The 24518-nt window shown below is 64.3% G+C and carries 22 protein-coding genes and 5 tRNA genes; 8 read left to right on the forward strand and 19 right to left on the reverse strand.

Going from position 1 to position 24518, the window contains the following annotated elements:
- Positions 1 to 41: 41 nt before the first annotated feature.
- The 15 genes from ISS97_RS04490 to ISS97_RS04560 form a co-directional block, all read right to left on the reverse strand.
- Positions 42 to 117, reverse strand: a tRNA-Trp gene (locus ISS97_RS04490).
- Between the two features lie 138 nt (positions 118 to 255).
- Entirely contained in the window at positions 256 to 1446 is a 1191-nt protein-coding gene (tuf, locus tag ISS97_RS04495) for an elongation factor Tu (RefSeq protein WP_404580012.1), read from the reverse strand.
- 68 nt (positions 1447 to 1514) lie between these two features.
- A tRNA-Thr gene (locus tag ISS97_RS04500) sits at positions 1515 to 1590 on the reverse strand.
- Positions 1591 to 1615: 25 nt separating this feature from the next.
- Positions 1616 to 1689, reverse strand: a tRNA-Gly gene (locus ISS97_RS04505).
- Between the two features lie 17 nt (positions 1690 to 1706).
- Positions 1707 to 1792: transfer RNA gene (locus ISS97_RS04510), tRNA-Tyr, on the reverse strand.
- 104 nt (positions 1793 to 1896) lie between these two features.
- The gene (locus ISS97_RS04515; protein WP_379985882.1) at positions 1897 to 2385 is read right to left on the reverse strand and encodes an acyl-CoA thioesterase; all 489 of its coding nucleotides are present in this window, start codon (positions 2383 to 2385) and stop codon (positions 1897 to 1899) included.
- A gap of 38 nt (positions 2386 to 2423) precedes the next feature.
- Positions 2424 to 2930: a GNAT family N-acetyltransferase gene (locus ISS97_RS04520; RefSeq protein ID WP_379985883.1), complete on the reverse strand. Its 507-nt coding sequence runs from the start codon at positions 2928 to 2930 to the stop codon at positions 2424 to 2426.
- 104 nt (positions 2931 to 3034) lie between these two features.
- Positions 3035 to 4126 carry a redox-regulated ATPase YchF gene (ychF, locus tag ISS97_RS04525; RefSeq protein WP_379985884.1) on the reverse strand — a complete coding sequence of 364 codons (1092 nt, stop codon included), beginning with the start codon at positions 4124 to 4126 and terminating at the stop codon, positions 3035 to 3037.
- 81 nt (positions 4127 to 4207) lie between these two features.
- Positions 4208 to 4792, reverse strand: coding sequence for an aminoacyl-tRNA hydrolase (gene pth / locus ISS97_RS04530; protein ID WP_379985885.1), 585 nt, complete (start codon positions 4790 to 4792; stop codon positions 4208 to 4210).
- 60 nt (positions 4793 to 4852) lie between these two features.
- Positions 4853 to 5509 (reverse strand): 50S ribosomal protein L25/general stress protein Ctc, encoded by a 657-nt coding sequence (locus ISS97_RS04535; protein WP_379985886.1) that lies wholly within the window; start codon positions 5507 to 5509, stop codon positions 4853 to 4855.
- A gap of 88 nt (positions 5510 to 5597) precedes the next feature.
- Positions 5598 to 6536: a ribose-phosphate diphosphokinase gene (locus ISS97_RS04540; protein ID WP_379986161.1), complete on the reverse strand. Its 939-nt coding sequence runs from the start codon at positions 6534 to 6536 to the stop codon at positions 5598 to 5600.
- A 50-nt stretch (positions 6537 to 6586) separates the two neighbouring features.
- Positions 6587 to 6663 (reverse strand) — tRNA-Gln (locus tag ISS97_RS04545).
- Between the two features lie 48 nt (positions 6664 to 6711).
- Positions 6712 to 8109, reverse strand: a complete 1398-nt coding sequence (gene ispE, locus ISS97_RS04550) for a 4-(cytidine 5'-diphospho)-2-C-methyl-D-erythritol kinase (RefSeq protein WP_379985887.1) — start codon at positions 8107 to 8109, stop codon at positions 6712 to 6714.
- 69 nt (positions 8110 to 8178) lie between these two features.
- Positions 8179 to 8787, reverse strand: coding sequence for a lipoprotein insertase outer membrane protein LolB (gene lolB / locus ISS97_RS04555; RefSeq protein ID WP_379986163.1), 609 nt, complete (start codon positions 8785 to 8787; stop codon positions 8179 to 8181).
- An 11-nt stretch (positions 8788 to 8798) separates the two neighbouring features.
- Positions 8799 to 10541, reverse strand: a complete 1743-nt coding sequence (locus ISS97_RS04560; protein WP_379985888.1) for a tetratricopeptide repeat protein — start codon at positions 10539 to 10541, stop codon at positions 8799 to 8801.
- Positions 10542 to 10650: 109 nt separating this feature from the next.
- Between ISS97_RS04560 and hemA the strand changes: the two genes are divergently transcribed.
- The 4 genes from hemA to ppk2 all read left to right on the forward strand — a co-directional run bounded on the left by hemA (position 10651) and on the right by ppk2 (position 16039).
- Positions 10651 to 11925 (forward strand): glutamyl-tRNA reductase, encoded by a 1275-nt coding sequence (gene hemA / locus ISS97_RS04565; RefSeq protein ID WP_379985889.1) that lies wholly within the window; start codon positions 10651 to 10653, stop codon positions 11923 to 11925.
- A gap of 83 nt (positions 11926 to 12008) precedes the next feature.
- Positions 12009 to 13085, forward strand: coding sequence for a peptide chain release factor 1 (gene prfA, locus ISS97_RS04570; RefSeq protein ID WP_379986164.1), 1077 nt, complete (start codon positions 12009 to 12011; stop codon positions 13083 to 13085).
- Between the two features lie 58 nt (positions 13086 to 13143).
- Positions 13144 to 15246: an O-linked N-acetylglucosamine transferase, SPINDLY family protein gene (locus ISS97_RS04575; RefSeq protein ID WP_379985890.1), complete on the forward strand. Its 2103-nt coding sequence runs from the start codon at positions 13144 to 13146 to the stop codon at positions 15244 to 15246.
- A gap of 19 nt (positions 15247 to 15265) precedes the next feature.
- Complete coding sequence (ppk2, locus tag ISS97_RS04580) at positions 15266 to 16039, forward strand: polyphosphate kinase 2 (protein ID WP_379985891.1); 774 nt, start codon at positions 15266 to 15268, stop codon at positions 16037 to 16039.
- Here ppk2 and ISS97_RS04585 read toward each other — a convergent pair.
- Genes ISS97_RS04585 through ISS97_RS04595 form a run of 3 tightly spaced genes read right to left on the reverse strand, consistent with a single transcriptional unit; the run spans position 16036 to position 18058 of the window.
- Positions 16036 to 16302, reverse strand: coding sequence for an acylphosphatase (locus ISS97_RS04585; protein ID WP_379985892.1), 267 nt, complete (start codon positions 16300 to 16302; stop codon positions 16036 to 16038). The two genes, ppk2 and ISS97_RS04585, sit on opposite strands and share 4 nt — an antisense overlap.
- Before the next feature lie 11 nt (positions 16303 to 16313).
- Complete coding sequence (locus ISS97_RS04590; RefSeq protein WP_379985893.1) at positions 16314 to 16793, reverse strand: TlpA family protein disulfide reductase; 480 nt, start codon at positions 16791 to 16793, stop codon at positions 16314 to 16316.
- The gene (locus tag ISS97_RS04595; RefSeq protein WP_379985894.1) at positions 16790 to 18058 is read right to left on the reverse strand and encodes a YihY family inner membrane protein; all 1269 of its coding nucleotides are present in this window, start codon (positions 18056 to 18058) and stop codon (positions 16790 to 16792) included. The genes ISS97_RS04590 and ISS97_RS04595 overlap by 4 nt, the downstream gene beginning before the upstream one ends.
- Positions 18059 to 18179: 121 nt before the next feature.
- Here ISS97_RS04595 and wrbA point away from each other — a divergent pair, with 121 nt between their 5' ends.
- The 4 genes from wrbA (at position 18180) to ISS97_RS04615 (ending at position 21627) form a co-directional block, all read left to right on the forward strand.
- Positions 18180 to 18782 carry an NAD(P)H:quinone oxidoreductase gene (gene wrbA / locus ISS97_RS04600; RefSeq protein ID WP_379985895.1) on the forward strand — a complete coding sequence of 201 codons (603 nt, stop codon included), beginning with the start codon at positions 18180 to 18182 and terminating at the stop codon, positions 18780 to 18782.
- Positions 18779 to 19117 (forward strand): DUF2069 domain-containing protein, encoded by a 339-nt coding sequence (locus tag ISS97_RS04605; RefSeq protein ID WP_379985896.1) that lies wholly within the window; start codon positions 18779 to 18781, stop codon positions 19115 to 19117. Before wrbA ends, ISS97_RS04605 begins: the two co-directional genes overlap by 4 nt.
- A gap of 235 nt (positions 19118 to 19352) precedes the next feature.
- Entirely contained in the window at positions 19353 to 20990 is a 1638-nt protein-coding gene (locus ISS97_RS04610; protein WP_379985897.1) for an acyl-CoA dehydrogenase family protein, read from the forward strand.
- A gap of 145 nt (positions 20991 to 21135) precedes the next feature.
- Positions 21136 to 21627: an asparaginase domain-containing protein gene (locus ISS97_RS04615; RefSeq protein ID WP_379985898.1), complete on the forward strand. Its 492-nt coding sequence runs from the start codon at positions 21136 to 21138 to the stop codon at positions 21625 to 21627.
- 82 nt (positions 21628 to 21709) lie between these two features.
- On the opposite strand, the gene ISS97_RS04620 is transcribed toward ISS97_RS04615, so the two are convergent.
- Positions 21710 to 24349, reverse strand: coding sequence for a protease pro-enzyme activation domain-containing protein (locus ISS97_RS04620; RefSeq protein WP_379985899.1), 2640 nt, complete (start codon positions 24347 to 24349; stop codon positions 21710 to 21712).
- Positions 24350 to 24518 lie beyond the last annotated feature (169 nt).

Here is a 24518-nt window from a genome sequence, read left to right on the forward strand (position 1 = left end):
CCTCGATGCCACCCGCCACCCGTCATCGATCCTCGGGAAGGTGGCACGCCAGGAGGGACTCGAACCCCCAACCTGCGGTTTTGGAGACCGCTGCTCTGCCAATTGAGCTACTGGCGTACGTTCTGAAATCAGTGAAGTCGCGCGCTCCGCCTGCTGTAAAGCCGCACCGCCGAGGGCGCCGCAAAGGGTGAGGCGCCAGGCACCCACCCTTCACTCTTTACAGCCCGCGTCGCGGGCGACTTCCCATATTACAACTTACTTGATGATCTTGGCGACGACGCCGGCGCCGACGGTACGGCCGCCTTCGCGGATCGCGAAACGCAGACCTTCGTCCATCGCGATCGGGTGGATCAGCGTGGCCTTGATCTTAATGTTGTCGCCCGGCATCACCATCTCGACGCCTTCCGGCAGCTCGATCGCACCGGTCACGTCGGTGGTGCGGAAGTAGAACTGCGGACGATAGCCCTTGAAGAACGGGGTATGACGGCCACCCTCATCCTTCGACAGCACGTAGATCTCGCCCTCGAACTCGGTGTGCGGGGTGATCGAACCCGGCTTGGCCAGCACCTGGCCACGCTCCACGTCGTCACGCTTCAGACCACGCAGCAGCAGACCCGCGTTGTCACCGGCCTGACCCTGGTCCAGCAGCTTGCGGAACATTTCCACGCCGGTCACGGTGGTCTTCTGGGTCGGACGGATACCGACCACTTCGATTTCGTCACCGACCTTGATCACGCCGCGCTCGATACGACCGGTCACCACGGTGCCGCGGCCCGAGATCGAGAACACGTCTTCCACCGGCATCAGGAACGGCTTGTCGATCGCACGCTCCGGCTGCGGAATCCAGGAATCCAGCGCCTCAACCAGCGCGATGATCGCCGGCACGCCGATTTCCGACTGGTCGCCTTCCAGCGCCTTACGGGCCGAACCCTTGATGATCGGGGTGTCGTCGCCCGGGAACTCGTACTTGGAGAGCAGCTCGCGCACTTCCATCTCCACCAGCTCGAGCAGCTCGGCGTCGTCCACCAGGTCGGCCTTGTTCAGGAACACGACGATGTACGGCACGCCCACCTGGCGCGACAGCAAGATGTGTTCGCGCGTCTGCGGCATCGGGCCGTCAGCGGCCGAGCACACCAGGATCGCGCCGTCCATCTGCGCCGCACCCGTGATCATGTTCTTCACGTAGTCGGCGTGGCCCGGGCAGTCCACGTGGGCATAGTGGCGGGTCGGCGATTCGTATTCGACGTGCGCGGTCGAGATCGTGATACCACGGGCCTTCTCTTCCGGCGCCGCGTCGATCGCGTCATATGCCTTGAATTCACCACCGAAACGCTCTGCACCGACCTTCGTCAGCGCGGCCGTCAGCGTCGTCTTGCCGTGGTCCACGTGACCGATCGTGCCGACGTTGACGTGCGGCTTGGTGCGCTCGAATTTACCCTTTGCCATACGCGTTAAACCCCGATGGAGTCAAAAACAAGAAAAGTGGAATGCGATAACCGCAGCGACCAGCGAAATGGTGCTCATGACTGGAATCGAACCAGCGACCTCTTCCTTACCAAGGAAGTGCTCTACCGACTGAGCTACATGAGCACGAAAACATCCAGACCGAGATCAATGGAGCGGGAGACGGGAATCGAACCCGCACCATCAGCTTGGAAGGCTGAGGTTCTACCATTGAACTACTCCCGCCCTACGCGGAACTCGTCTGGTGGAGGGAGGTGGATTCGAACCACCGAAGGCGTAAGCCAGCAGATTTACAGTCTGCCCCCGTTGGCCGCTTGGGTATCCCTCCAACAAAGAACGGCTATTGTGTGGATCAGGCCTCAGCCTGTCAACACCTGAACACCGGAAATTTGCATGCAGCGACGATGATTTTTGCCTCGTCGGCGCCAGCAATCACCTGTCAGCGACAGCCCGCGTATCGATCAACTGCTCCATCTCCTTGGAGAGATCCATTAACCGACGGGCCTGCGCTTGCAACTGGCGCTCATTGTCATCGCGCGGCTCCCAGGTCGGCACCGGCGTCGGCTTGCCGTCGGGACTGTCCAGCGCCACGAACACCATCACGCAACTGGTCGCCAGACGGTGCTCGTCCTTGCGCAGATCACGCGCCAGCACATCCACCGCCATATGCATACTCGAACGCCCGGTATGGATCAGGCGTGCCCGCACCGTTACCAAATCACCGATAAGAATCGGCGCCACGAACTGGATCCCGCTGACCGATGCCGTCACGCAGTAGGCGCCACTCCATGCCACGGCGCAGGCGTATCCCGCCTGGTCAATCCACTTCATGACCATGCCGCCGTGCACCTTGCCGCCGAAGTTCACATCGGTGGGCTGGGCCAAAAAACGGAAACTTACTTCGTGCTGCTTGCCTGACATGCGGACTCCGACGGGCGGGACCAATAAAAGGTGCGCCATTATGCCCGCTTGCGCGATGCCTTCGGCGCAGCATCCAGCTCCAGCACCATCGGTGTGCTGACCACACCCTTGGGCGAGCGCCCTTCCGGCCCGGCTTTGGCAAAGCCCAGACGCAGGTACACCGGAACCGCACAACGGGACGAATTGAGCGTGAAGCGGCGCGTACCTGCACGCCGCACGGCATCAAGCATTGTCCTTTGCCATAACCGGCGAGCAATACCTCGCCCCTGATAGCGAGTGCCGACAAAAAAATTCACCAGATGGCTCTCGTCTCGCATCGCCGACACACCAACCAACACATCCCCCAGATAGGCCAGGTGGAAGCGATGCCCTTCGAGCAATCTCTCGCGAATGACCCGAGCGCTGAAACGCGCCAACAAGGCAGCCCCGACATCCGGCGGTTGATCGGGCAAAACCCAGCGCCGCGCCACCCGTCGCAGGAGGATGCCGATGGCACGAGCGTCGTCAGGACGCCCAAGACGCAAGCGCAACGCGAGTGAAGGCATGTCACACCAGAAGTTGTCTGCCGTGCGACAGTTTGACAAGAAGCACACCGAAAAAGAAAAGCCCCGCCAAAGCGGGGCTTTTCGGAACGCGATGAACGCGCGACTCAGACGTTGAACAGGAAGTGCAGAACGTCGCCGTCCTTGACGATGTAGTCCTTGCCTTCCTTGCGCAGGCGACCCGCCGCTGCCGCGCCAGACTCACCCTTGTACTGGATGAAATCGTCATAGCCGACGGTTTCCGCACGAATGAAGCCACGCTCGAAATCCGTGTGAATCACACCGGCAGCCTGCGGCGCCGTGGAACCACGCTTGATCGTCCAGGCGCGTACTTCCTTCACACCCGCCGTGAAGTAGGTCTGCAGATCGAGCAGCTTGTAGCCCGCACGGATCACGCGATTCAGACCCGGCTCTTCGAGGCCAAGATCCTTAAGGAACTCGTCGCGGTCGGCATCTTCCAGTTGCGACAGCTCTTCTTCGATCGCGGCGCACACCGGCACCACTTCCGCACCTTCGGTAATCGCACGCTGACGCACGGCATCGAGATGCGGGTTGTTCTCGAAACCGTCTTCGCGAACGTTGGCGATATACATCAGCGGCTTGAGCGTGAGCAGGAACAGGTCGCGCACCAGCGCCTTTTCCTCTTCATCCAGACCCAGGCTGCGCGCCGACTTACCCTCGTTGAGGCCAGCCGCCAGCTTTTGCAGCACCGGCTTCTTGGCCTGCGCCTCTTTGTCGTTCGCTTTGGCGGCGCGCTCGGCGCGGTTCAGCGCTTTTTCCACGGAGTCCAGATCGGCCAGCGCCAACTCGGTATCGATGGTTTCGATATCGGCAATCGGGTCCACTTTGCCGGCCACATGCACGATGTCGCTGTGCTCGAAGCAGCGCACCACATGGGCGATCGCATCGACCTCGCGGATATGCGACAGGAACTTGTTACCCAGTCCCTCACCCTTCGACGCACCAGCCACCAGGCCGGCAATGTCGACGAATTCCACCGCCGTCGGCACCACCTTCTGCGGATTGACGATGCCCGACAGCGCCTGCAGGCGCAGATCCGGCACCGGCACCACACCAACGTTCGGCTCGATGGTGCAGAACGGGAAGTTTGCCGCGGCGATACCCGCCTTGGTCAGCGCGTTGAACAGTGTGGACTTGCCGACGTTAGGCAGGCCGACGATGCCGCATTTGATGCCCATGGTTTGAATCCGGGAATGGAAAAGCGTGAATAGGGAATAGTAGGACGGACAGCGAACCGTTCAACGGCTTTCGCTAAAGACTCACGGCGAACTGGCGGTATGCAGCTGCTGCATCGCCTTGTCGAACTGTCCGTCGACCGCCAGCGGCAATACGTCGAGCGCACGGCCTATGCCGCCCAGGATGGCGTCCTCGTCATTGGCGGAGGGACGGCCCAGCACCCACGGCGTGACCCTGTCCTTGTGGCCTGGATGGCCAATGCCAACGCGCAGACGATGAAACTTCGCATGCCCGAGATGCGCCACGATGTCGCGCAAACCGTTCTGGCCGCCATGGCCGCCATCGAACTTCAAGCGCACAGTACCGGCGTCCAGATCCAGCTCGTCATGCGCCACCAGGCACTCATCAGGCTCGATCTTGTAATAGCGCAGCGCCGAAACCACGGCGATGCCACTCTTGTTCATGAAGGTGGCTGGCTTGAGGAGCCATACCGGCTCGCCACCGATGCGGACCTTGCAGGTCTCGCCATGCAGCTTCCCATCGAAGCCCCAGCGCTCGCCCTGCCCCGCCGCAAGGGCGTCAACAAACCAGAACCCGGCGTTGTGCCGGGTTCTGAGATATTCGGCGCCGGGATTACCCAGCCCGACAATGAGGCGTAAACCCGCCATGCAAGGCAAGCAAGCACATCGACAGTCCGCGCACCGCTGGCGCGCGGACTGTCATGCGACTTACTTCTTGGCGTCCTTGCTGGCGTCGGCGGCCGGAGCGGCCTCGCCTTCGGCAGCCGGAGCTTCCTCGGCCTCTTCCTTCACCGTGTTGGCGGTGACGACAGCGATGTCGTGGTCCGCACCCAGGTGCAGCGCCAGGATTTCCACGCCAGCCGGCAGCTTGATCTGCGACAGGTGAACGATCTCGCCCGGCTTCAGATCCGACAGATCCACTTCCAGGAACTCCGGCAGGTTCTTCGGCAGGCAGGAGACTTCCACTTCAGTCAGGTTATGCGAGATCACCACGCCCGAGGTCTTGCCGGCGGGGGACTTCTCCTGATTGAGGAAGTGCAGCGGCACGTTCACGCGAACCGCTTCGTTCTCGTTGATGCGCAGGAAGTCCATGTGCAGCATCTGCTGCTTGAACGGATGCTTCTGCCAGTCGCGCACCAGCACCTTCTGCACCTTGCCATCGACGTTCAGGTCGAGGACGGACGAGAAGAACCACTCGTGCTTGGCAGCGAGCAAGATGGTGTTGTGCTCGATCTGGATGCTCTGCGGCGCCTGGCCGGCACCGTAAACAACGGCAGGCACGAAGTCCGCACGACGCAGGCGGCGGCTCGCACCTTTCCCCTCGTCGTTACGGCTCTGCGCCTTGATTTCATGAGTCTGGGCCATGTTGGCATTACCTACTTCAGTAGTGATCCGCCTCGCGGCGGTTTGGTGACTCCCCCGCGACCAGGAGAGCCGAGCTGGGCGTTAGCCCTTAATCGATATAGAGCGAGCTGACCGATTCGCCGAACGCAATGCGGCGGATCGTTTCCGCCAGCAGCTCGGCGACCGAGAGCTGACGGATCTTGGCGCAGGCCTGGGCTTCCGGGCGCAGCGGCAAGGTATTGGTAACCACCAGCTGGTCGAGCTGGGAACCTTCGATGTTGCTGATCGCCGCACCCGACAACACCGGATGCACGCAATACGCCACCACCTTGCGGGCACCGCGCTCCTTCAGAGCCGCAGCAGCCGCGCACAGGGTGCCGGCGGTATCCACGATGTCATCGACCAGCACGCAGGTCTTGCCGTCGACATCGCCGATGATGTTCATCACCGTCGCCACGTTGGCCTTCGGGCGACGCTTGTCGATGATCGCCAGATCCGCATCGTCCAGACGCTTGGCCAGCGCGCGGGCGCGCACCACACCGCCAACGTCCGGACTCACCACGATCAGGTTGTCCATCGAGTGGTTGCGCCAGATGTCCGCCAGCAGCAGCGGCGAGGCATAGACGTTGTCCACCGGAATGTCGAAAAAGCCCTGAATCTGGTCCGCGTGCAGGTCCACCGTTAGCACGCGATCCACACCGACGGTGCCGATCATCTTGGCCACCATCTTCGCCGTGATCGGTACGCGCGCCGAACGCGGGCGACGATCCTGGCGGGCATAGCCGAAATACGGCATCACCGCGGTGACGCTGGCCGCCGAGGCGCGCTTGAGCGCATCCACCAGGGTCAGCAGCTCGAACAGGTTCTCCGCGCTCGGTGCGCCCGTAGGCTGCAACACGAACACTTCCTGGCGGCGGACGTTTTCCTCGATCTCGATCTGCGTCTCGCCGTCACTGAAGCGACCCACCAGTGCCTTGCCGAGCGGCACACCCAGTCGCTGAGCCACGTCCTCGGCGAGGGCACGATGCGCATTGCCGGCAAAGAGCATCGGGCTGGAGGTATCCACGGTCATTGCTAAGAACCTTTGGCCATATTGAATGGCTGGGGCGGCAGGATTCGAACCTGCGCATGCGGGAATCAAAATCCCGTGCCTTAACCAGCTTGGCGACGCCCCAGTATTACTTTCATTCCGCTACGCACCCGGGTTCTGGCGCCCGGCTGCCTTACCTCTCGACCCGGGCGCCGCCGCGATGGCGCGCCAAAGTCTGTTGCAAGGGCGAAACATTCACACCCATGGCCACTCGGGCCGTGAATGCCGGCGGACATTGCCCGACCACGAACTCTGCCCGCTCCTGCGACTTGGTCTCCAGGAACACGCAACCGCCGCTGCCGGAGAGCCGTCCAGTGCCGTAATCGCGGAGCCAGTCCTGCGCAGCCGCCACCCGCGGGTGACGCGCACGCACAACCGGCTCGAACGCGTTTCCAGCCGTTTCGCCCGAAACAAAGGATGAAATTGTGGCTGGCGGAGCATTTCGTGTCAATTCAGACGCTTGAAAAAGCGCTGCGGTGGGCACGTGTTCGTGGGGGTCAAGCACCGCGTACCAACGCCTGGGAAGTGAGATGGGCTCCAGTTTCTCGCCCACGCCTTCGGCCCAGGCCGAGCGCCCGCGCACGAATACCGGCACATCGGCGCCCAACTGCCGGCCCAGCTCGGCTAAGGCATCTTCGTCCAGACCAGCGCCCCAGAGATGGTTCAGCGCCACCAGCACGGTGGCCCCATCCGAACTGCCGCCACCCAGGCCACCACCCATCGGGATGCGCTTTTCCAGCTCGATATCCACGCCGGCATCGCTTGCGGCATGCAGTTGCAACAGCCGCGCCGCGCGCACCATCAGATCACTCTCTTCCGGCACGCCAGGCACGTCGGTGAGGCGCCTGACCTGCCCGTCCCGCCGCAACCGCAAACGGACTTCATCGCCCCAATCCAGCAGGCGGAATACGGTCTGCAGCTCGTGATAACCGTCCGGACGGCGCCCCGTAATGCGCAGGAACAGATTCAGCTTGGCCGGCGCCGGCCATACCGTCCAATCGTCAGCCGCAGAAGGCATCAGGGTGCGGCTCATGAAGACTCGCAAATCGTCGGGGAACCCATTTTCCTGATCCCGCTCGCGGGCGAAGGCGAAGATCGGGTCGTTCTTGTCGACCTGGACAAAGCCATGCCGGGCATAGAACGGGCCGTTCCAAGGCACATCAGCCAAGGTGCCGAGATCCACCCGGCGATAACCCGCCGCACGCGCCCAGGCACAAGCATGTTCGAGCAGGTCGGCGCCGATACCGCGCCGCCCCCAGTCGGGCAGCACATCGATTTCGGCTATGCCGACGCTCTGGCCGCCCTCTTCCGTATCCAGCCACACAAAGCCCACCAGTTGATTGTCGGCGTCGCTGAGTGCCACCCAGACCATGCCGCGCTCAATGGCCTGCACCAGCAGCTCCGGCGGCATCGATACATGCACGTAGAACGGCCAGGCGCGATGGCCGCGGAACAACTCCATGGCGGCGCGCTCAATGGCGCACAAAGCCTCGACCTGAGCGGGCACGGCGCGCTCGATGTGATACGTCATGACGATTCCGTTATGCGGCCAGTGTCCGCAAGGGGCGCAAAGCCTAACCCAAGCGCCTCGCTATAGGGCTCAGTTGAAGGTCCAGGACTCAATCGACAAGCGGACCTTGTAAGGCGGCTTCTCGGCAAAGACCTTGGTCGGCACGGGCGGTTGGCGACCCGCATCCCACTCACGGTAATCCACGTCCCAGCCATCCTGCTGCAGCAGGGACGGCAGGCGATTCGCCCCGAAATTGAGCTCCGCCGGACCGCTATCGGCGCGCAGCCCCAGCACCCACGCACGCAGATCGCGCAGCGGCACTTCCCAACCCAGCGCCTTGTGCATCAGCGATTCGGCATCCGGTCCGCGCAGCGGGCCGCCATCCAGCCCTTCCAGCAGGGCGCCATCCGGGCCACCGCTGAGGCGGAAACTCTTGCCGATCACCGGCGAGCGCAGGGTGAATTCATAGCGCTCGCCATTCTGCGTCCAGTTGAGCGTGCCGCTGCCGCCATCCTTGCCATCCGACACACCCAGCTTGCCCTGCAGACTCCAATGATCGGCACCGGCAAGCGCCCGCTCGCGCGCCTCCTGCTCACCGAGCAAGGCAGCATCGCCCTTCATACGGACGGCGGGTGTCGGCACACAGGCGGCGAGCAACAGCGGCAAGGCGGCCCCGAGATATCGGAGGCCGCGCTTCAGGGATGCATAGGTCATGGATTGAGCCGCTTGAGCGTGGTGTGCAGGTTATGGCTTTGCGGATCAATGCGGCGTACTTCGTCGAACACGCGCCGCGCATCCTCCTGCCGCCCCTGCTTCCACAGCACCTCACCCAGGTGAATGCCGACGTCCGCGTCCTTGCGTGTCTGCCAAGCACTGCGCAGGGATTGCTCAGCCTGATCCAGATGCCCCAGCCGGTATTGCAGCCAGCCCCAGGAGTCAGCGATGGCCGGGTCGTCCGGCTTGGCGGCACGGGCGGTCTGGATCAGCTTCTCGGCTTCGGGCAGGTCGCGATTGGCATCGGCCAGGGTGTAACCCAGGGCATTGCTGGCATCGACATCGTCCGGCTTGAGCTGCAGCAACCGGCGGAAATCGGCGACAGCCTGGTCGGTCTGACCGGCTTCTGCATAGGCCAGTCCGCGCCCATAGAGCAGTTCGGGATCGTCCGGCACCACCTGCAGCGCGCGACTGAATGCCGCTTCGGCCTGCGCGTATTTCTGGTCCTGCATGAACAGCCCGGCGTCCACTTCATAGGCACGGCGCAGCTGGCCGGGCTGATCGAGGTAGTCGGTCTGCATCTGCGACAGCTGTTCGTGCGCCTCGGTCGCCTTGCCCTGCTTGTGCAGCAGCACAGCGCTGCGCAGGTCAGCGTCGAAGGCATGCTCGTCGTCGTCGGGCACCTGGCTGTACCAATCCAGGGCTTCCTCGCTGCGATTGAGCATCTCGGCAAGCTGGCCGAGCAAGAAAGCACTACTGTCCCGCACCTGCTCCGGCGAGCGCTGCAGCTGGGCGTAGAGGCGCGTCAGCGCCTTGGTGTCGTTGGCACGGGCGGCCAGGGCGGCGCGCAGACTGTAGGTATCGGCATTCTGCGGACCGCTGTCGAGCAACTTGGATGCGCCGGCATAGTCGCCAGCCTGCCCAAGCAGGGTGGCATAGGCCAGCCGCAGGCCAAGGTTCTTGGGCGCGCGGGCGAGAGCCTTCTGGAACAGTACCTGCGCACCGGCACGATCGCCATTGCTGAACTTCAGGCGCCCGGCCCAGGCGTAAGTCTCTGCGCTGTTGAAGCGCTTGATCGCCGCATCGGCAATCTGCTGCGCGTACGCGTGACGGCCGAGCTTATCGCCCAGCTCGCTCATCGCCAGCCAGGCCTGCGCATCGGCGGGCAGCCGCTGCGGCGTTGCCAGCGCCTCAAGCAGACGTGCCGCCTGCGACGGATCGCGACTGCTCAGCAAGGCGCGTCCGAACTGACGCCACGCATCCGGATCGCCGCTGCCGGTGAGCAGCTCAAGCTGATGCCTGGCCTCATCCGAATCGCCCCGATCCAGCGCCAATTGCGCACGGGCCATCGCCAGCGAGGCCGGCTTGGCACCCAACGCCTGCCAACGTGCAATGGCCTGCTCCGCCAAAGCGTTGTCATGCACCGCAATAGCCATACCGGCTGCCTGTTCGGCGACCCGCGGATCGTTGCTCAGCATCATTGCCTTGCCGTAGGCGGCCGAGGCTGTCTTGAGATCGGTGCGCGTCAGCGCCATCTCGCCAGCCAGCAACTGAGCAATCAGGTCATGCTCGGCATCCGGCGTGGCCACCACCAGGTGATCCAGCGGCTGGGAGGCTGCCCCAGCCGACCGGGCGGGACGCTGGCCGGGCGCCGTGGCGCAGCCCGTCACCGTCAGAATCAGTAGTCCGCTCGCCGCAAAATGCCGCAGTTGCTTGAACTTGGCCCACCTGCTCAGCACACTATTCTCCGTTCATCCGTCTGTTACAGCGTCGTCACCTTATGGAACGGTCGGTGCGCCGGCCTAGTTTACGCTGCCGGATGCCTGCCGCCTCCAATCACCTCACACCATGCCGCTGATCGCCTTAGGGCTCAATCACCTCACCGCGCCGGTCCAGTTGCGCGAGCAAGTGGCATTCGATACGGATGCCGCTGGCGCCGCGCTGCATGAGCTCAGCCTGGAGCCCGGCGTGGAAGAGGCGATGATCCTCTCCACCTGCAACCGCACCGAGTTGTACGTGAGTGTTGCGGCCGGCGCAGAAACGGTGCCGCAGGCATGGTTGAGCCGTCATCATCAGCTGACCCCCGGCAAGCTGGACGAGTTCCTCTATCGCCACGACGAGGACGAAGCCGTACGTCACATGTTCCGCGTGGCCACCGGACTGGATTCGATGGTGCTGGGCGAACCGCAGATCCTCGGCCAGGTGAAGGATGCGTATCAGCTGGCGCGCGACGCGCAATCACTGCGCGCACCGATGGACCGCCTGCTGCAACACACCTTCGCGGTAGCCAAGCGCGTGCGCACTGACACCCGCATCGGCGCACACACCGTGTCGGTAGCTTTCACCGCAGTGCGGCTGGCCGAGCAGGTATTCACCGATCTGAAACAGGCTTGCGTACTGCTGATCGGCGCTGGCGACACCATCGAACTGGCCGCGCGCCATCTCGCCGACAAACAGGTACGCCGCCTGATCGTGGCCAACCGCACCATGGAGAACGCGCAGGAGCTGGCCAGCCGTCACGGCGGCTACGCCATCGCCCTGCACGATCTGCCGCAGCATCTGGCCGAAGCCGACATCGTGATTTCCTCCACCGCCGCGCGCCAGCCCGTGGTGTCGCGCACGATGGTGGAGAAGGCCATCGGCGCACGCCGGCGCAAACCGATGTTCATGGTCGACATCGCGGTGCCGCGCGATATCGAAGCCTCCGTAGGCGAACTCGACGACGTCTTCCTCTATGGCATCGACGACCTGCGCCAGGTCATCGACGAGAACCGCCGCTCGCGCGAAGCCGCTGCTCGCGAGGCGGGCGCCATCATCGACCTGCAGGTGGAACGGTACATGGCCTGGCGCCGCGCGCTCACCGTGCGCAATCCGGCGGTGGACATGCGCCAACATGCCGAGACTTATCGCGACGAAGTGCTGGACAAGGCACGCGCCATGCTCGCCCGCGGCAAATCGCCGGACGAAGCGCTCGCCTTCCTCGCCAACACCCTCACCAACAAACTGCTGCACCATCCCAGTGCCCGTCTGCGCGAAGCCGCGCTGAGCGGCGACATGGAACTGCTGCACGCAGCGGGACGCCTCTACGGGCTGGACGAGAAGGATACGGATACCGGGGCTTAGCGACGCTCATCGACGTCCCGCCCGGCGCTTCGCGCGCCGCCTCCCTATCCGCCATCCTGATCCGTCCCATGACCGCATCCTCATTGACCCCATCCATCCGCCGCAAACTCGAAGCCCTGGCCGAGCGTCACGAAGAAATCGGCCTGCTGCTTGCGCAACCCGACGTACTCGCCGACGGCGCGCGCTTTCGCGACCTTTCCCGCGAATACGCCCAGCTCGAACCGGTCATTGCATCGCTGCGCGAGCACGCTCAGACCGAGCGCGCGCTGGACGAGTCGCGCGCGATGCTGTCCGACCCGGACATGCGCGAACTCGCGGCAGACGACATCCAGCAGCTGGAAACCCGACTGACCCAGCTGGATGACGAACTGCAGATCCTGCTGCTGCCCAAGGACCCGCGCGACGAGGCCAATCTGTTCCTCGAAGTGCGCGCCGGCACCGGCGGCGACGAAGCAGCGATCTTCGCTGGCGATGTGTTTCGCATGTATGTGCGCTACGCCGAGCGCCAGCGCTGGCACGTCGAGATACTCAGCGAGAACCAAGGCGAGCACGGCGGCTACAAGGAAGTCGTGGCACGCATCGAGGGCAAGGGTGCGTTCTCCCGGCTGAAATTCGAGTCCGGCGCGCATTGCGTGAAGCGCGTGCCCGCCACCGAGTCACAGGGCCGCGTACACACCTCGACCGCAACCGTGGCCGTGCTGCCCGAACTGGACGACATCGAGGACATCGATATCGCCGCGTCCGATCTGAAGATCGACACCTTCCGCGCGTCCGGCGCCGGCGGCCAGCACGTCAACAAGACCGACTCCGCGATCCGCATCACCCACCTGCCCTCCGGCATCGTGGTGGAGTGCCAGGACGAGCGCAGCCAGCACAAGAACCGCGCCCGCGCCATGAGCCTGCTCAAAGCCCGCCTGCTCGACGAGGCGCAATCCAAGCAGACCGCCGAGCAGGCGGAATCGCGCCGGCTGCAGGTGGGAAGCGGCAGCCGCAGCCAGCGCATCCGCACTTATCGCTACAAGGACAACCTGGTCACCGACCACCGGATCGGGCTCGACCTGTACCGCCTGCCGGAGATCATGCAAGGCGACCTGGACGATCTGATCGGCGCCCTTATCCGCGAACATCAGGCCGACGAACTGAAATCCCTCGCAGGGTGAGAGCCAACGCACGCAGTCTGCGATTGGCAGTGACGGCCTGCTGGGTTAGCGTGCGCGGATGAAGCCGTCACACCGATCCGAACTCCTCGCCTATCAGCACCAGCTCGCCCAGTTGCTCGAGCGCGGCGAGGCGCCACAAGCCGATCAGCTGGCGCTGCGTGCACGCGCCGACTTCCCACAGGACGCGGAGATAGCCCGCCTGCACGGCCTGGCCCTGCTCCAGTTGACTCGCCACGAGGACGCGCGCGAAGCGCTGCTGCAAGCCGACCGTCTCGCGCCCGATAGCGTCGAGGTGCAATGCAACCTGGCCAGCCTGCAATTGAGCGAAGGCGATGTCGATGGCGCCATTGAGCGTCTGCGCGCCGCGCTACGGCTGCACCCCGGACATGCCGCCATCCTGCTTATGCTGGGCAATGCACTGATGACCGCCGCACGCTATGCACAGGCGCGCGAGTCCTACGCCATGGCCACCCACGGCGCGCCTCAGCACGCCGGACTGCGCCTCAATCTGGCGGCCGCAGAGTTGGAGCTTGGCAATCTCGAGCAAGCCAATCAGCACGTCGACGAAGCCCTGCAATTGGCCCCGAAATTCGACGGCGCCTATGCGCTGCGTGCCCGCGTGCTGCAGGCGCAAGGCCATTTGCACGAAGCCGCCAACGCCTGGCTGCAGGCGGAGAAACTGGCGCCGGAGCATCCGCATTACCCCTTCCATGCCGGCCTGGTGCTGGACGATGCCGGCGATCTTCCCCAGGCCGCCGCCGCGTTTGAACGGGCACTGCGACTCGACGCCGCCTCTGGCGCCGCACTGGGCATGCTGGTGTTCGCCAAGCGACGGCTCTACGACTGGCCCGGACTGGATGAGCTGTGCACACAACTGCACCGCGCCGTTGCCGACGGGCGAGAAGGTGTCACACCGTTCGCCTTTCTCGCCGAAGACGCCAGCGCCGCCGAGCAGCGCCGTTGCGCCAGCACTTACGCAGCCAGTATCGAGCAGCAGGCCGCCGCTTTGCGCAAGGAGCTTTCCCTTACGCTCCACCTGCCCAAAGCAGACGCGCCGATGCGTGTCGGCTTTGTCTCCAACGGCTTCGGCGAGCGACCCATCGGCCAGTTCACCGTGGCCCTGCTGGAACAACTGAGCGACAGCCTTCTGGACGTCCATCTGTTCTGCACGGCATCGAACGAAGGCGATTCGATCCGCCGGCGTCTGGAAGCCACCGCAACCATGCACGATGTCGCGCACCTGACCCCGCCGGGGCTGGCACGGCACATCCACCAGACTGGCATCGAAATCCTGTTCGACCTGCGCAGCTATGGCGGCGGTGCCAACAGCGATCTGTTCGAATTCCGTCCAGCGCCCGTGCAAGTGAACTGGTTTGCCTATCCCGCCACGTCCGGCGCGTCGTGGACGGACTACCTGCTCACGGATGCCGTCGCTCTGCCTGCCACCTTGCGCGATGCCTTCAGCGAAAAGATCGTGCGCCTGCCGCGTTGCGCGCTGCCGGTCGACAACACCTGCACCGTCGGCATGCCGCCATCCCGCGAAGCCTGTGGCCTGCCCGCGGAAGCTGTGGTGTTCGCCAGCTTCAACGGGAGCCACAAACTCAATCCGGCCGCGTTCGCGCGCTTCATGCTGATCCTGCAGCAGGTGCCGGGCAGCGTGCTGTGGCTGTTCAGTGGCCCGGATGGCGCCGACGACCGGCTGCGTGCCGCGGCAACGGCGCTGGACATAGAGCCGCAACGCCTGGTGTTCATGCCGCGCTTGCCGCATGCCGAACATCTCGCGCGCCTGACCCACGCCGACCTGTTCCTCGACACCCTGCCGTGCAACGCGCAGTCCACGGCGGTCGATGCCTTGTGGGCCGGTTGTCCGGTACTGACCTGGGTCGGCCAGACACTGGCTGGACGGCAGTGTGCGAGCCTGCTGTATCACGCCCACTTGCCGGAGATGGTCGCCGAGGACGAGGAGTCCTTCGTCGCCATGGCCACCCATCTCGGCAATGATCGCGAAGCGCTGGCGACGCTGCGCCAGCATCTCGCCCAACGGCGTTCACAACTGCCACTGTTTGACATGCAAGGCTTCGCGGCCGATTTCCGTCGCGCCGTACAAGCCATGGGTTCGCGCTATCGCATCGGGCGCCCGCCCATCGATCTGGATCTGTAATCAACAACGGGGAGTCGTCATGGCCAAGAACGACAAACGCTATCGCGAGACCATGGAAGAGCTGCAGATAGAGCTGGCCGGCCTGCATCGCTGGCTTAAGCGCAGCGGCAAACGGCTGATGGTGATCTTCGAAGGCCGCGACGCTGCCGGCAAGGGCGGCACCATCAAGGCCATCACCGAGTCGATGGACACGCGCGGCTACCGCATCGTCGCGCTATCCAAACCGGACGAGCGTGAAGCCACACAGTGGTACTTCCAGCGCTACGTTGAACACCTGCCCTCCGCAGGCGAGTTCGTGCTGTTCGATCGCAGCTGGTACAACCGCGCCGTGGTGGAGCCAGCCATGGGCTTCTGCACCAAGGATCAGTACGAGGCATTCATGCAGACCGTGCCGACCTTCGAGAAACTGCTCACCGACGACGGCATCATCCTGATGAAGTACTGGCTGGCGGTGGATCAGGAAGAGCAGGAGCAGCGCTTTGCGTCGCGCGCCAAAGATCCACTCAAGCGTTGGAAGCTCTCGCCGGTCGATCTCGCCTCGCGCGGCAAATATGCCGAGATCGGGCATCTGCGCGACGTCATGATCGAGCGCACGCACCAACCGAGCTCACCCTGGTTCGTGGCGGACTTCAACGATCAGAAGCGCGGTCGCATCAATCTGATCCGGCACCTGCTCGAACAGATCCCGCGCCATGACGAAACCGTGCCCAAAGTGAAACTGGGACCGCTCAAGGGCAAGCCCAGGCACGAGAAAGTGACGGACAAGGCACTGTGGGTGCCCAACACCTATTAGGTGGTACTGAAGCCCTTCGGTGCAGCGCCCGACCAGGCTTCGCGCTGCACTTCCGTCACCTTGGCTGTCGACGGCCCTCGCCATAGCCAGCGCTCCAGTGCCTCGATGGCTGACTCGCTGCCGCAGGCCAGCACTTCCACGCGTCCGTCGGGCAGGTTCTTGGCGTAACCGACAAGGCCCAGCGTCAGCGCCTGCTCGCGCGCGCTGGCACGATAGAACACGCCTTGCACCCGTCCACTGACCAAAAAGCGTGCCGCCGCCATGATGCCCCGCCTTATTTACCCAATCCAATCGCCTGACCCAGCGACGCCTCGGTAACCGGTCCGACGAAGCGCTTCGCTACCTTGCCGTCCGGCCCGATCAGCCAGGTTGTCGGCAGGCCGCGCGGCTCGTCGAAATCCTTCACCGGCTTGTCCAGCGTCACCTGCGCAACCGGATAGCTGACTGGATGCTTGGCCAGAAAGGACTGAATGTCAGCCTTGTCGCTGTCCTCATACGCCAGGCCGATCGCGGCGACCTTGTCCTTGTGCGTGCTGACGAAGTTGGAGATGTCGGGCATTTCCTTGATGCACGGCACACACCAGGTGGCCCAGAAATTCACGATCACAAACTTGCCGCGGTGCTCGGTGAGGTCGTACGGCTTGCCGTCCAGCGTAGTGATCTTGAGTGCGGGCTGCGCCGGCATCGCGGCGTGAACGCTCGCGGCACCGAGCAAAGCAGCGAGAGAGAAAACGAGCAAGGGAAGCCACTTCATACAACAATTTCCTTTTCCTCAGGGATGGGGGACGGCGGATAGGCCTGGTCGAGCTTGGCGCCCAGCGTGCTCTTCAGCGTGTCGGCGGCCTGACCCAGCAGCTGCAACAACTCATCGGGCAACTGAATACCCAGCGTCTGCGCCTCCTGCACAGGATCAAGCGGCAGAGGGTAGCCCGCATGGCGGTACACGCGCAGCAGATCGGTGGCATCCAGACTGCGGCTGAGCAGCCAGCCACCCGACTCGCTGCGCTGGATCAGGTCGGCGTGTTGCAGGTCATCGAAGAATACGGTGACGGACGCGCTACGCAGATACGGCTCCTGTACCCGCACCGTAGCCACGTCCACGCTGACGCCTTTGCGCTGCGCCTCCACAAAATGACGCAACACCACCAGCAGGCCGAGAAACTCGGAGCCTTCGGGCAGGCACGCGCTCGGCACCTGGTATTCGTACGCCGATACCGACGCCGCCACCGAAGCACCAAGGATCACGATGATCCACGACAGATAGATCCACAGCAGCAGAATCGGCAGCGCCGCCAGCGCCGCGCCATAAATCTGCTGATAGGTCTGCGCGTGGTGTACGAACACGGCAAAGCCCCAGCGCGCGATCTCAAACAACACCGCGCCGAGCAGCGCGCCAATCGCCGCATCCTTTAGCGACACCCTGCGATTCGGCACCACGGTGTACAGCAGCCACAAAGTGATGAAGGTCACCACAAACGGCAGGACGCCCAACAGGCGCGCGCCAAAACCGAGCTGGCCGGCCGCATCCTTCAGCAAAGGCACGGCGGTGACGTAAGAACTGGCGGCGAGGCCGCCCACCACAAGGATCGGCCCCAGGGTCAGTGCTGCCCAGTACAACAAAAGCCGTGGCCCCCAACCGCGCGGCTGATGCACGCGCCAGATGCGATTGAGACGATCCTCGATGCTGATCATCATCGAGATCGCACTGAACAGCATCACGATCACGCTGATGCCGGTGAGCTTGCTCGCGTTATCGGCAAACGCCAGCAACGCGTTCTTCACCGTATCCGCCGCCGCGGGCACAAAGTTGAAGACGAAATTGATCAGCGTATTGCGCCACTCGGCAAACACCGGAAACGCGGAGAACATCGCCAGCACAGCCACCGTCAGCGGCACCAGCGAGACCAGGGTGGTGTAAGAAAGCGCGCCCGCCGTCTCGAAGCATTTGTCGTCGATAAAGCGCTGCCACATGAAGCGGCTGAAGCTGGTAGTGCGGTCGCGGTCGAAACGCCAATTCATGGCTTTCCCTCTTCGGCTGCTGTCACCCGAAGTGCTCGGCGGCAACATGGGCGGAATCGACCGGTACACTACCCGATCCGCACTGAATGCCCCAAACCATCTACTCCACGAGCCACGCCGCATGAGCCGAGACATCCTGGTCCTCTACTACAGCCGCACCGGCCACACCGCCCAGTTGGCCCGCCTGATCGCGCGCGGTGTGGAGGAAGTGCCCGGCATGCAGGCGCGCCTGCGCCAGGTGCCGCCGGTGGCTCCGGTCACCGAAGTCGCGCAGCCACCCGAACCCGAAGATGGTGCGCCGTACGTGACCAAGCAGGACCTCACCGATTGCGCCGGCCTCGCGCTCGGCAGCCCCACGCGCTTCGGCAATATGGCGGCCCCGCTCAAGCATTTCATCGACACGACGGGCGCTGAGTGGGCCAGCGGCGCGCTGGCTGGCAAGCCGGCCGCCGTCTTCACCTCCACCAGCACCATGCATGGCGGACAGGAATCCACGCTGTTGAGTATGGCCTTGCCGCTGCTTCACCACGGCATGCTGTTGCTTGGCGTGCCATATACCGAGCCCGCACTGACATCCACGCATAGCGGTGGCACACCCTACGGCGCCAGCCACGTTGCCGGCCCCAAGGGCGACAACCCCATCAGCGAACACGAGCGCGAACTCGCGCGCGCCCTGGGCCGCCGCCTTGCCGACGTGGCGCGCAAGCTGGGCAGCGCGGCATGACGACAGCGGTTCCCGCCCACTATCGCCTTGGCCTCGCCGCCTGGGCCGGCCTGCTGCTATTGCAACTCGTATGGCACGGCTGGCTGTTCCCCGCGCAGTTGATGCCGGTATGGCTGGTGTTGTTGATCACCGTGGTGCCGCTGCTGCTGCCGCTGCTGGCGATCCGCGACGTGCGGCGCGCGCTGCTGTGGGTGGGCATCCTCAGCCTGTTCTATTTTTGCCATGGCATCGCCGAGGGCTGGAGTTCCTCCAGCGAACGCTGGCTGGCACTGGCCGAAATCATCCTCACCCTGCTGCTGATCGGCACCCTGGGCGCTGGCGTAAAGCGCAAGTAGGAGCCCACCCTGTGGGCGAAACGGCCCGCAAGGGCCGCGCTTTATCTGCATAGATGGCAAAAGCTGGCCCTGCTCCGCAGGGCTTTCACTCGGGCCATCCATGGCCCTCGCCCTTCGGGCGGCTTCGCCGTGCACACCGGCAATCCTGCCGGTATGTCGCGCACAGGGTGCGCTCCTACGAAACCCGTCCGCGTTGACGCCTATACTCTCAGGACGCATGCCTGGGAGCCGTTCCATGGGATTCCTGCAAGACGCGCCGCAACTGGCGCATCCGTATCGCGACGATCGCCTGCTCACCGCCCTGCTCGATCGCTGCCTGCCGATGGATCGCCGCACCGCGCTCGACGCCGACCTCGACGCGCTGGGCGACTACGCACAAATGGCCTGGAAGCGCGCCAGCGCCACCACGCGCCGCAAACCCGTACTGACCCAATGGGACGCCTGGGGCCGGCGCGTGGATCGCATCGAGCTGACCACCGCGTGGCAGGAAGGCCCGCAACTCACCACGCACCACGCTGTGCTCGCCGCCGGCCACGACAGCCATCCCTGCGCACGCCTGGAAGAGTTCGCCCGTGTCTACCTCTATCACCTCGCCAGCGAGTTCTACACTTGCCCGCTGGCCATGACCGACGGCGCCGCCACCGCACTCAAGGCCGCCGGCAATCGCGCGCTGATCGAGCGCGCACTGCCGCACTTTCTCAGCCGCGATCCCGCTACGTTCTGGCTCAGCGGACAGTGGATGACCGAAACACCCGGCGGCTCGGATGTCGGCAACACCGAAACCATCGCGCGTCGCGATCCTGACGGGCAATGGCGTCTCTACGGCCGCAAGTGGTTCAGTTCGGCCGTCGTCGGCGAAGCCGCCCTGGCTTTGGCACGCCCTGAAGGTGGCGAACCCGGCACCGCCGCACTGGCCCTGTTCTATGTGGAAACCATGGACGGCAGCCAGCGCAAGCCGCAGCTGGTGATCGACCGCCTCAAAAACAAACTGGGCACGCACGAACTGCCCACCGCCGAAATCCATCTCGAGGGCCTTCCCGCATGGCCCGTCGGCGAGCTCGCGCATGGCGTACGCCAGGTCGCACCGATGCTCAACGTCACGCGCACCTGGAACGCGATCTGCGCCGTCGCCAGCATGGCCCGCGCCGTCCATCTGGCCCGCGACTACGCACGCCGCCGCCACGCCTTCGGTAAAGCACTCGTCGATCAGCCGCTGCACGCCCACACACTGGCCGGCATGCAGGCGGAATTTGAAGCCGCCTTTGCCTTGGCGTTTGAAGTCGCCCATCTGCTCGGCCGCGTCGAACACGACGCCGCCACACCACAGGAAGCCGCCCTGCTGCGCCTGCTCACTCCGCTGGCCAAACTCTGGACCGGCAAGCTCGCCGTCAAGCTTTGCTCGGAGGCGATGGAATGCTTCGGCGGCGCCGGCTATATCGAAGACACCGGCCTGCCGCAGCTTCTGCGCGACGCCCAGGTCTACGCCATCTGGGAAGGCACCACCAACGTACTCTCCCTCGACAGCCTGCGCGCCCTCGCCGGCAAAGCCCCCGGCGCCCTGCACGAAGCCATCGGCCATTGGCTTGCCGACAACGACGACATGCACGCCGCCAGCACCATCCAGCACGTACTCGACGCCGCCACACACTGGCTCGACCACCACGGCCAACAGCGCGACACCCTGGAAGCCGGCGCCCGCGGCCTCGCCATCACCCTCGCCCGCTGCGCCGCCGCGGCTCTGCTGGCACGCCAAGCCGCATGGTCAAAACAACGCGGCGACATGCGCCCCGGAGCGGCACTGCGCCGCTTCATCAGCCACGGCCTTGATCGGCTAGTCACTCCAAACTCCACCGACACCACCCTATTGCTGTAGGAGCGCACCCTGTGCGCGAAAGCCCTGCGCAGCAGGGCCATGTTCTTTCTCCACATGGCAAAAGCAGCCCAGCGTTGCAGGGCTTTCGCGCACAGGGTGCGCTCCTACACTTAAACTACCCACCCCCAAACCACGGCCACCCCACATGCAGCACCTCACCATCGTCACCACCGGCGGCACCATCGACAAGATCTACTTCGACGACAAGTCGGACTATAAGATCGGCGCCCCGCAGATCGGCGACATCCTCAGCCAGCTCGGCGTCGCGTTCCAGTTCGACGTGATCCCGATCCTGCGCAAGGACAGCCTGCACATGGGTGAGGAAGACCGCGCACTGGTGCGCTCCACCATCGAGGCACAGCCACACCGCCACGTGCTGGTCACCCACGGCACCGACACCATGGTGGAAACCGCTAAGGAGCTGGCCAACATCAAGGGCAAGGTGATCGTGCTCACCGGCGCGCTGAACCCGGCACGCTTCCAGGGCTCGGATGCCGTGTTCAACATCGGCTGCGCCGTGGCCGCCGTGCAGACCCTGCCGGACGGCGTCTACATCACCATGAACGGCCGCGTGTGGGATCCGTCCAAGGTGCGCAAGAACCGCGACGCGAATCGCTTCGAAGAAGCCAACGGCTGATCCGCATTCATCGACGCAAAAAGAACGGGCCCGGTCATCGCTGACCGGGCCCGTTCCATTTACAGGCAAGCTAAGGCAAGCCTTACTGCACGTTCAAGTTGACATCGTCCACCACGAACGAGGTCTGCAGCGAGCTATCCTCGGTGCCCGTGAACTTGATGGTCACGGTCTGGCCGATGTACGCGCTGAGATCAAACGTACGCAGGGCATAGCCCGACGCCGCGTTGAGGTTGGAGTACGTCGCCAGCGTCTTCAGCACGGTACCGCTGCTGTTGAGCACCTGCACGTTCAACTTGTCGTACGCGGTGGAGCCGGTCTCCGCCGTGTCGATGTGCAGGTAGAACGTCAGCGAAGCCGAGGTCTTGCCGCTCGGAATCGCGACCTGCTGCGACAGGGTGTCGGTATGGCTGCTGCCATAACCGTCCAGCCACACGAACCAGCTACCGGCATGCGCGGTTTCACCACTGCAGGTGCTGTTGCTGCACAGCGCACCCGAGCTGATCGACCACGGCGAGGCCGCACCGCTCTCGAAGCCGGTGTTGCCCAGCAACTGCGTCGCACCGCCGCCGCTGCTCACGGTCACCGAAGCGGTCTTGCTGCTGGTCTTGCCGCTCGCGCTGTCGGTGACGGTTTCGGTCACGCTGTAGGTACCGGCCGCCGCATAGGTATGGCTCGGGCTGGTCGCGGTCGAGGTGCCGTTGTCGCCGAAGGTCCAGGAGTGCGACGTAATGCTGCCGCCGCTATCGGTGGAGCTGTCGGTGAAGTTGGCGGTCAGGCCGCTGGTGGTGTAGCTGAAGTTCGCCGTCGGCGTGCCACCCGTGCCGCCGCCCGACACCCAGTTCGCCGCAGCGAAGGTGTTGAGCTTGGCGATATCCAGCGAGCCCCAGCCGGTGGTGTAGTCCCAGCCGGCGGCGGCGTTGTAGCCATAGCCGTTGTAACCGTTGTTGCCCGAGGTCACGTCGTGCAGCAGCTCCGGATGGTTCGGGAAGTCTGCATACATCTTCGAGGTCGGGAACGGCAGGTTGTTGCTGTTGGCCGACTGGATGCGCGACCACACACCGACGAAGATCGGCGACGCCAGGCTGGTGCCGCCGATCTGCGCGACGCTGCCCTGGTAGACGATCTGCGCACCGCTGGACTGCGCGGCGTCAAAGGCCACGTCAGGCAGCACACGCTTGGTCACCGAGGAACCCAGCGCCGTGGTCTGCCAAGCCGGTGCGTTCTCGAACGAGCTGACACCGCCACCGGTCGCCCACAGACGCTTGCGCGTATCGGTGGAGCTGACCTGGGCGAGGCCTTCGTTCCACACCGTCTCACCCGCCCACACATTGCCGTTGGTGGTGGACAGCGTGGTGCCACCCACCGCGACCACGTACGGCGAGGTCGCCGGTTCGCTCACCGAGTACGAACTCAGATTGGCCGTGACCGTGCCGGACGAGTTGGTCAGCACACCGCCCTGCGACTCGTACACACCTTCGTCGCCCGAGGAGATCGAGAAGGTCTGGCCCTGCGCGACGGCCTGCTGGAACACGTTGTCGTCAGCCGCCTGCGTGCCGGCGTTGTGCGAAGCGGTTTCGTCTTCGCCCAGCGACACGTTGATGACCTTGGCGACGTTGTCGGTCACGGCCTTGTTGTAGGCGGCGGTGATGCCGGCGTCGGTGAGGCTGCCGTTGTTGGTGCCGTTGGCTGCGGTGTAGAGGATCAGCTTCTGCACACCACCCGAGGTACCGACGATGGTCTGCGTATCCAGATCCCACTCGCCGTCGCCGTTGGCGTCATCCCACAACGCGGCGGTGCCGACCTTGACGGTCTGCACGTTGGTCGTGGGCAGGCCGGCATTGCTGGTGAAGGTGTTGAGGTCGCTGATGGTCTGGGTGGTGTCGCCCCAGGTGATCACACCGACCGTGGTGTTGGACGCGTTCGGCGTGGTGCCGGCGTCGTAGATCGAAGCGAACTGGGTCGGGTTGTGGCTGGTGATGCTGCCGGTCGCCTGCGTGGTGACGTTGCTGTGCAACTCGCTGGACGTATTCGGCTTGATGAAGTGATACATCGTGTGCTTCACGCTCACGTCCTGCAGGCCGAGCACCGCGTTGACGGTATCGCCCAGCGCCGCAGGCACCAGCACTTCGCCGTCGTTGGCGATGCGCTGGCGGCCACGGAATTCAAACTGTTTCATGGTGGTGCGGAAGCCGGCCTGCACGCTGCCGGCATTGCCGTCGGCCTCGACCAGCAGGTTGTTCGGCGCCACCGTGATGTTGGTGAAACCGGCCGACCGCAAATGCGCGATCACAGCCTGCACCTGCTGCTCGGTCGGTGCGTAGGTGGCCTTGAACTGCGCCGGCGTGAGGAACTTGCCGTAGTGCGCGCTGCCCGGCGTGGCCAGCTCATGCAGGAACTGCTGCAGCTGGGTTTCGTTGCGCAGCTTCAGGCTTACTGCAACGTGCAGCGGCTTGCTCTGTTCCAGCGGCGTCACCAGCGTATCGGCGACGGTCGGATTGCCACGCATGGTCAGCGTCCAGGCCTGCCCCGCGGCCATGGTGGAAACGCTGGCCGTACCGGCCGGTGCCGCGGACTTCTGCATGGCCGCGTGCGTTTTGGTGTTTACCCACGAATCGGTCGCCGCCTGCGTGGTGCCGGCCAGCATCGCCATCGAGACGGCCAGCGGCAGCAGTGCCTTACGGTGACCCTTTGCAACTCCCCACGTTGTTTTACGACTGGTCATTCCATAACTCCAGACATTTTTTTGGGACAAACGAGCCCTATGCGGCCTCGTGGCCCCATGAGTAATGCCGTGCGTGGCACGGCTCCGGTTGGTGATTGCCCAGCGATCCTTCGAACGTCCGGATCACGACTTCCCCTGGTCATTCCATAACGCAGCCGTGTCTGGACTT

The sequence above is a fragment of the Dyella koreensis genome (genome assembly GCF_044904565.1).
Classification (GTDB): Bacteria; Pseudomonadota; Gammaproteobacteria; order Xanthomonadales; family Rhodanobacteraceae; genus Dyella_D; species Dyella_D koreensis.

Excerpts from the sequence above, each read along its gene's own strand:
- tuf (WP_404580012.1), bottom strand. The coding sequence starts at position 1,446 with ATGGCAAAGGGTAAATTCGAGCGCACCAAGCCGCACGTCAACGTCGGC.
- ISS97_RS04515 (WP_379985882.1), bottom strand. The coding sequence starts at position 2,385 with ATGTCAGGCAAGCAGCACGAAGTAAGTTTCCGTTTTTTGGCCCAGCCC.
- ISS97_RS04520 (WP_379985883.1), bottom strand. The coding sequence starts at position 2,930 with ATGCCTTCACTCGCGTTGCGCTTGCGTCTTGGGCGTCCTGACGACGCT.
- ychF (WP_379985884.1), bottom strand. The coding sequence starts at position 4,126 with ATGGGCATCAAATGCGGCATCGTCGGCCTGCCTAACGTCGGCAAGTCC.
- pth (WP_379985885.1), bottom strand. The coding sequence starts at position 4,792 with ATGGCGGGTTTACGCCTCATTGTCGGGCTGGGTAATCCCGGCGCCGAA.
- ISS97_RS04535 (WP_379985886.1), bottom strand. The coding sequence starts at position 5,509 with ATGGCCCAGACTCATGAAATCAAGGCGCAGAGCCGTAACGACGAGGGG.
- ISS97_RS04540 (WP_379986161.1), bottom strand. The coding sequence starts at position 6,536 with ATGCTCTTTGCCGGCAATGCGCATCGTGCCCTCGCCGAGGACGTGGCT.
- ispE (WP_379985887.1), bottom strand. The coding sequence starts at position 8,109 with ATGACGTATCACATCGAGCGCGCCGTGCCCGCTCAGGTCGAGGCTTTG.
- hemA (WP_379985889.1), top strand. The coding sequence starts at position 10,651 with ATGCCGCTGATCGCCTTAGGGCTCAATCACCTCACCGCGCCGGTCCAG.
- ISS97_RS04575 (WP_379985890.1), top strand. The coding sequence starts at position 13,144 with ATGAAGCCGTCACACCGATCCGAACTCCTCGCCTATCAGCACCAGCTC.
- ppk2 (WP_379985891.1), top strand. The coding sequence starts at position 15,266 with ATGGCCAAGAACGACAAACGCTATCGCGAGACCATGGAAGAGCTGCAG.
- ISS97_RS04585 (WP_379985892.1), bottom strand. The coding sequence starts at position 16,302 with ATGGCGGCGGCACGCTTTTTGGTCAGTGGACGGGTGCAAGGCGTGTTC.
- ISS97_RS04590 (WP_379985893.1), bottom strand. The coding sequence starts at position 16,793 with ATGAAGTGGCTTCCCTTGCTCGTTTTCTCTCTCGCTGCTTTGCTCGGT.
- ISS97_RS04595 (WP_379985894.1), bottom strand. The coding sequence starts at position 18,058 with ATGAATTGGCGTTTCGACCGCGACCGCACTACCAGCTTCAGCCGCTTC.
- wrbA (WP_379985895.1), top strand. The coding sequence starts at position 18,180 with ATGAGCCGAGACATCCTGGTCCTCTACTACAGCCGCACCGGCCACACC.
- ISS97_RS04605 (WP_379985896.1), top strand. The coding sequence starts at position 18,779 with ATGACGACAGCGGTTCCCGCCCACTATCGCCTTGGCCTCGCCGCCTGG.
- ISS97_RS04610 (WP_379985897.1), top strand. The coding sequence starts at position 19,353 with ATGGGATTCCTGCAAGACGCGCCGCAACTGGCGCATCCGTATCGCGAC.
- ISS97_RS04615 (WP_379985898.1), top strand. The coding sequence starts at position 21,136 with ATGCAGCACCTCACCATCGTCACCACCGGCGGCACCATCGACAAGATC.
- ISS97_RS04620 (WP_379985899.1), bottom strand. The coding sequence starts at position 24,349 with ATGACCAGTCGTAAAACAACGTGGGGAGTTGCAAAGGGTCACCGTAAG.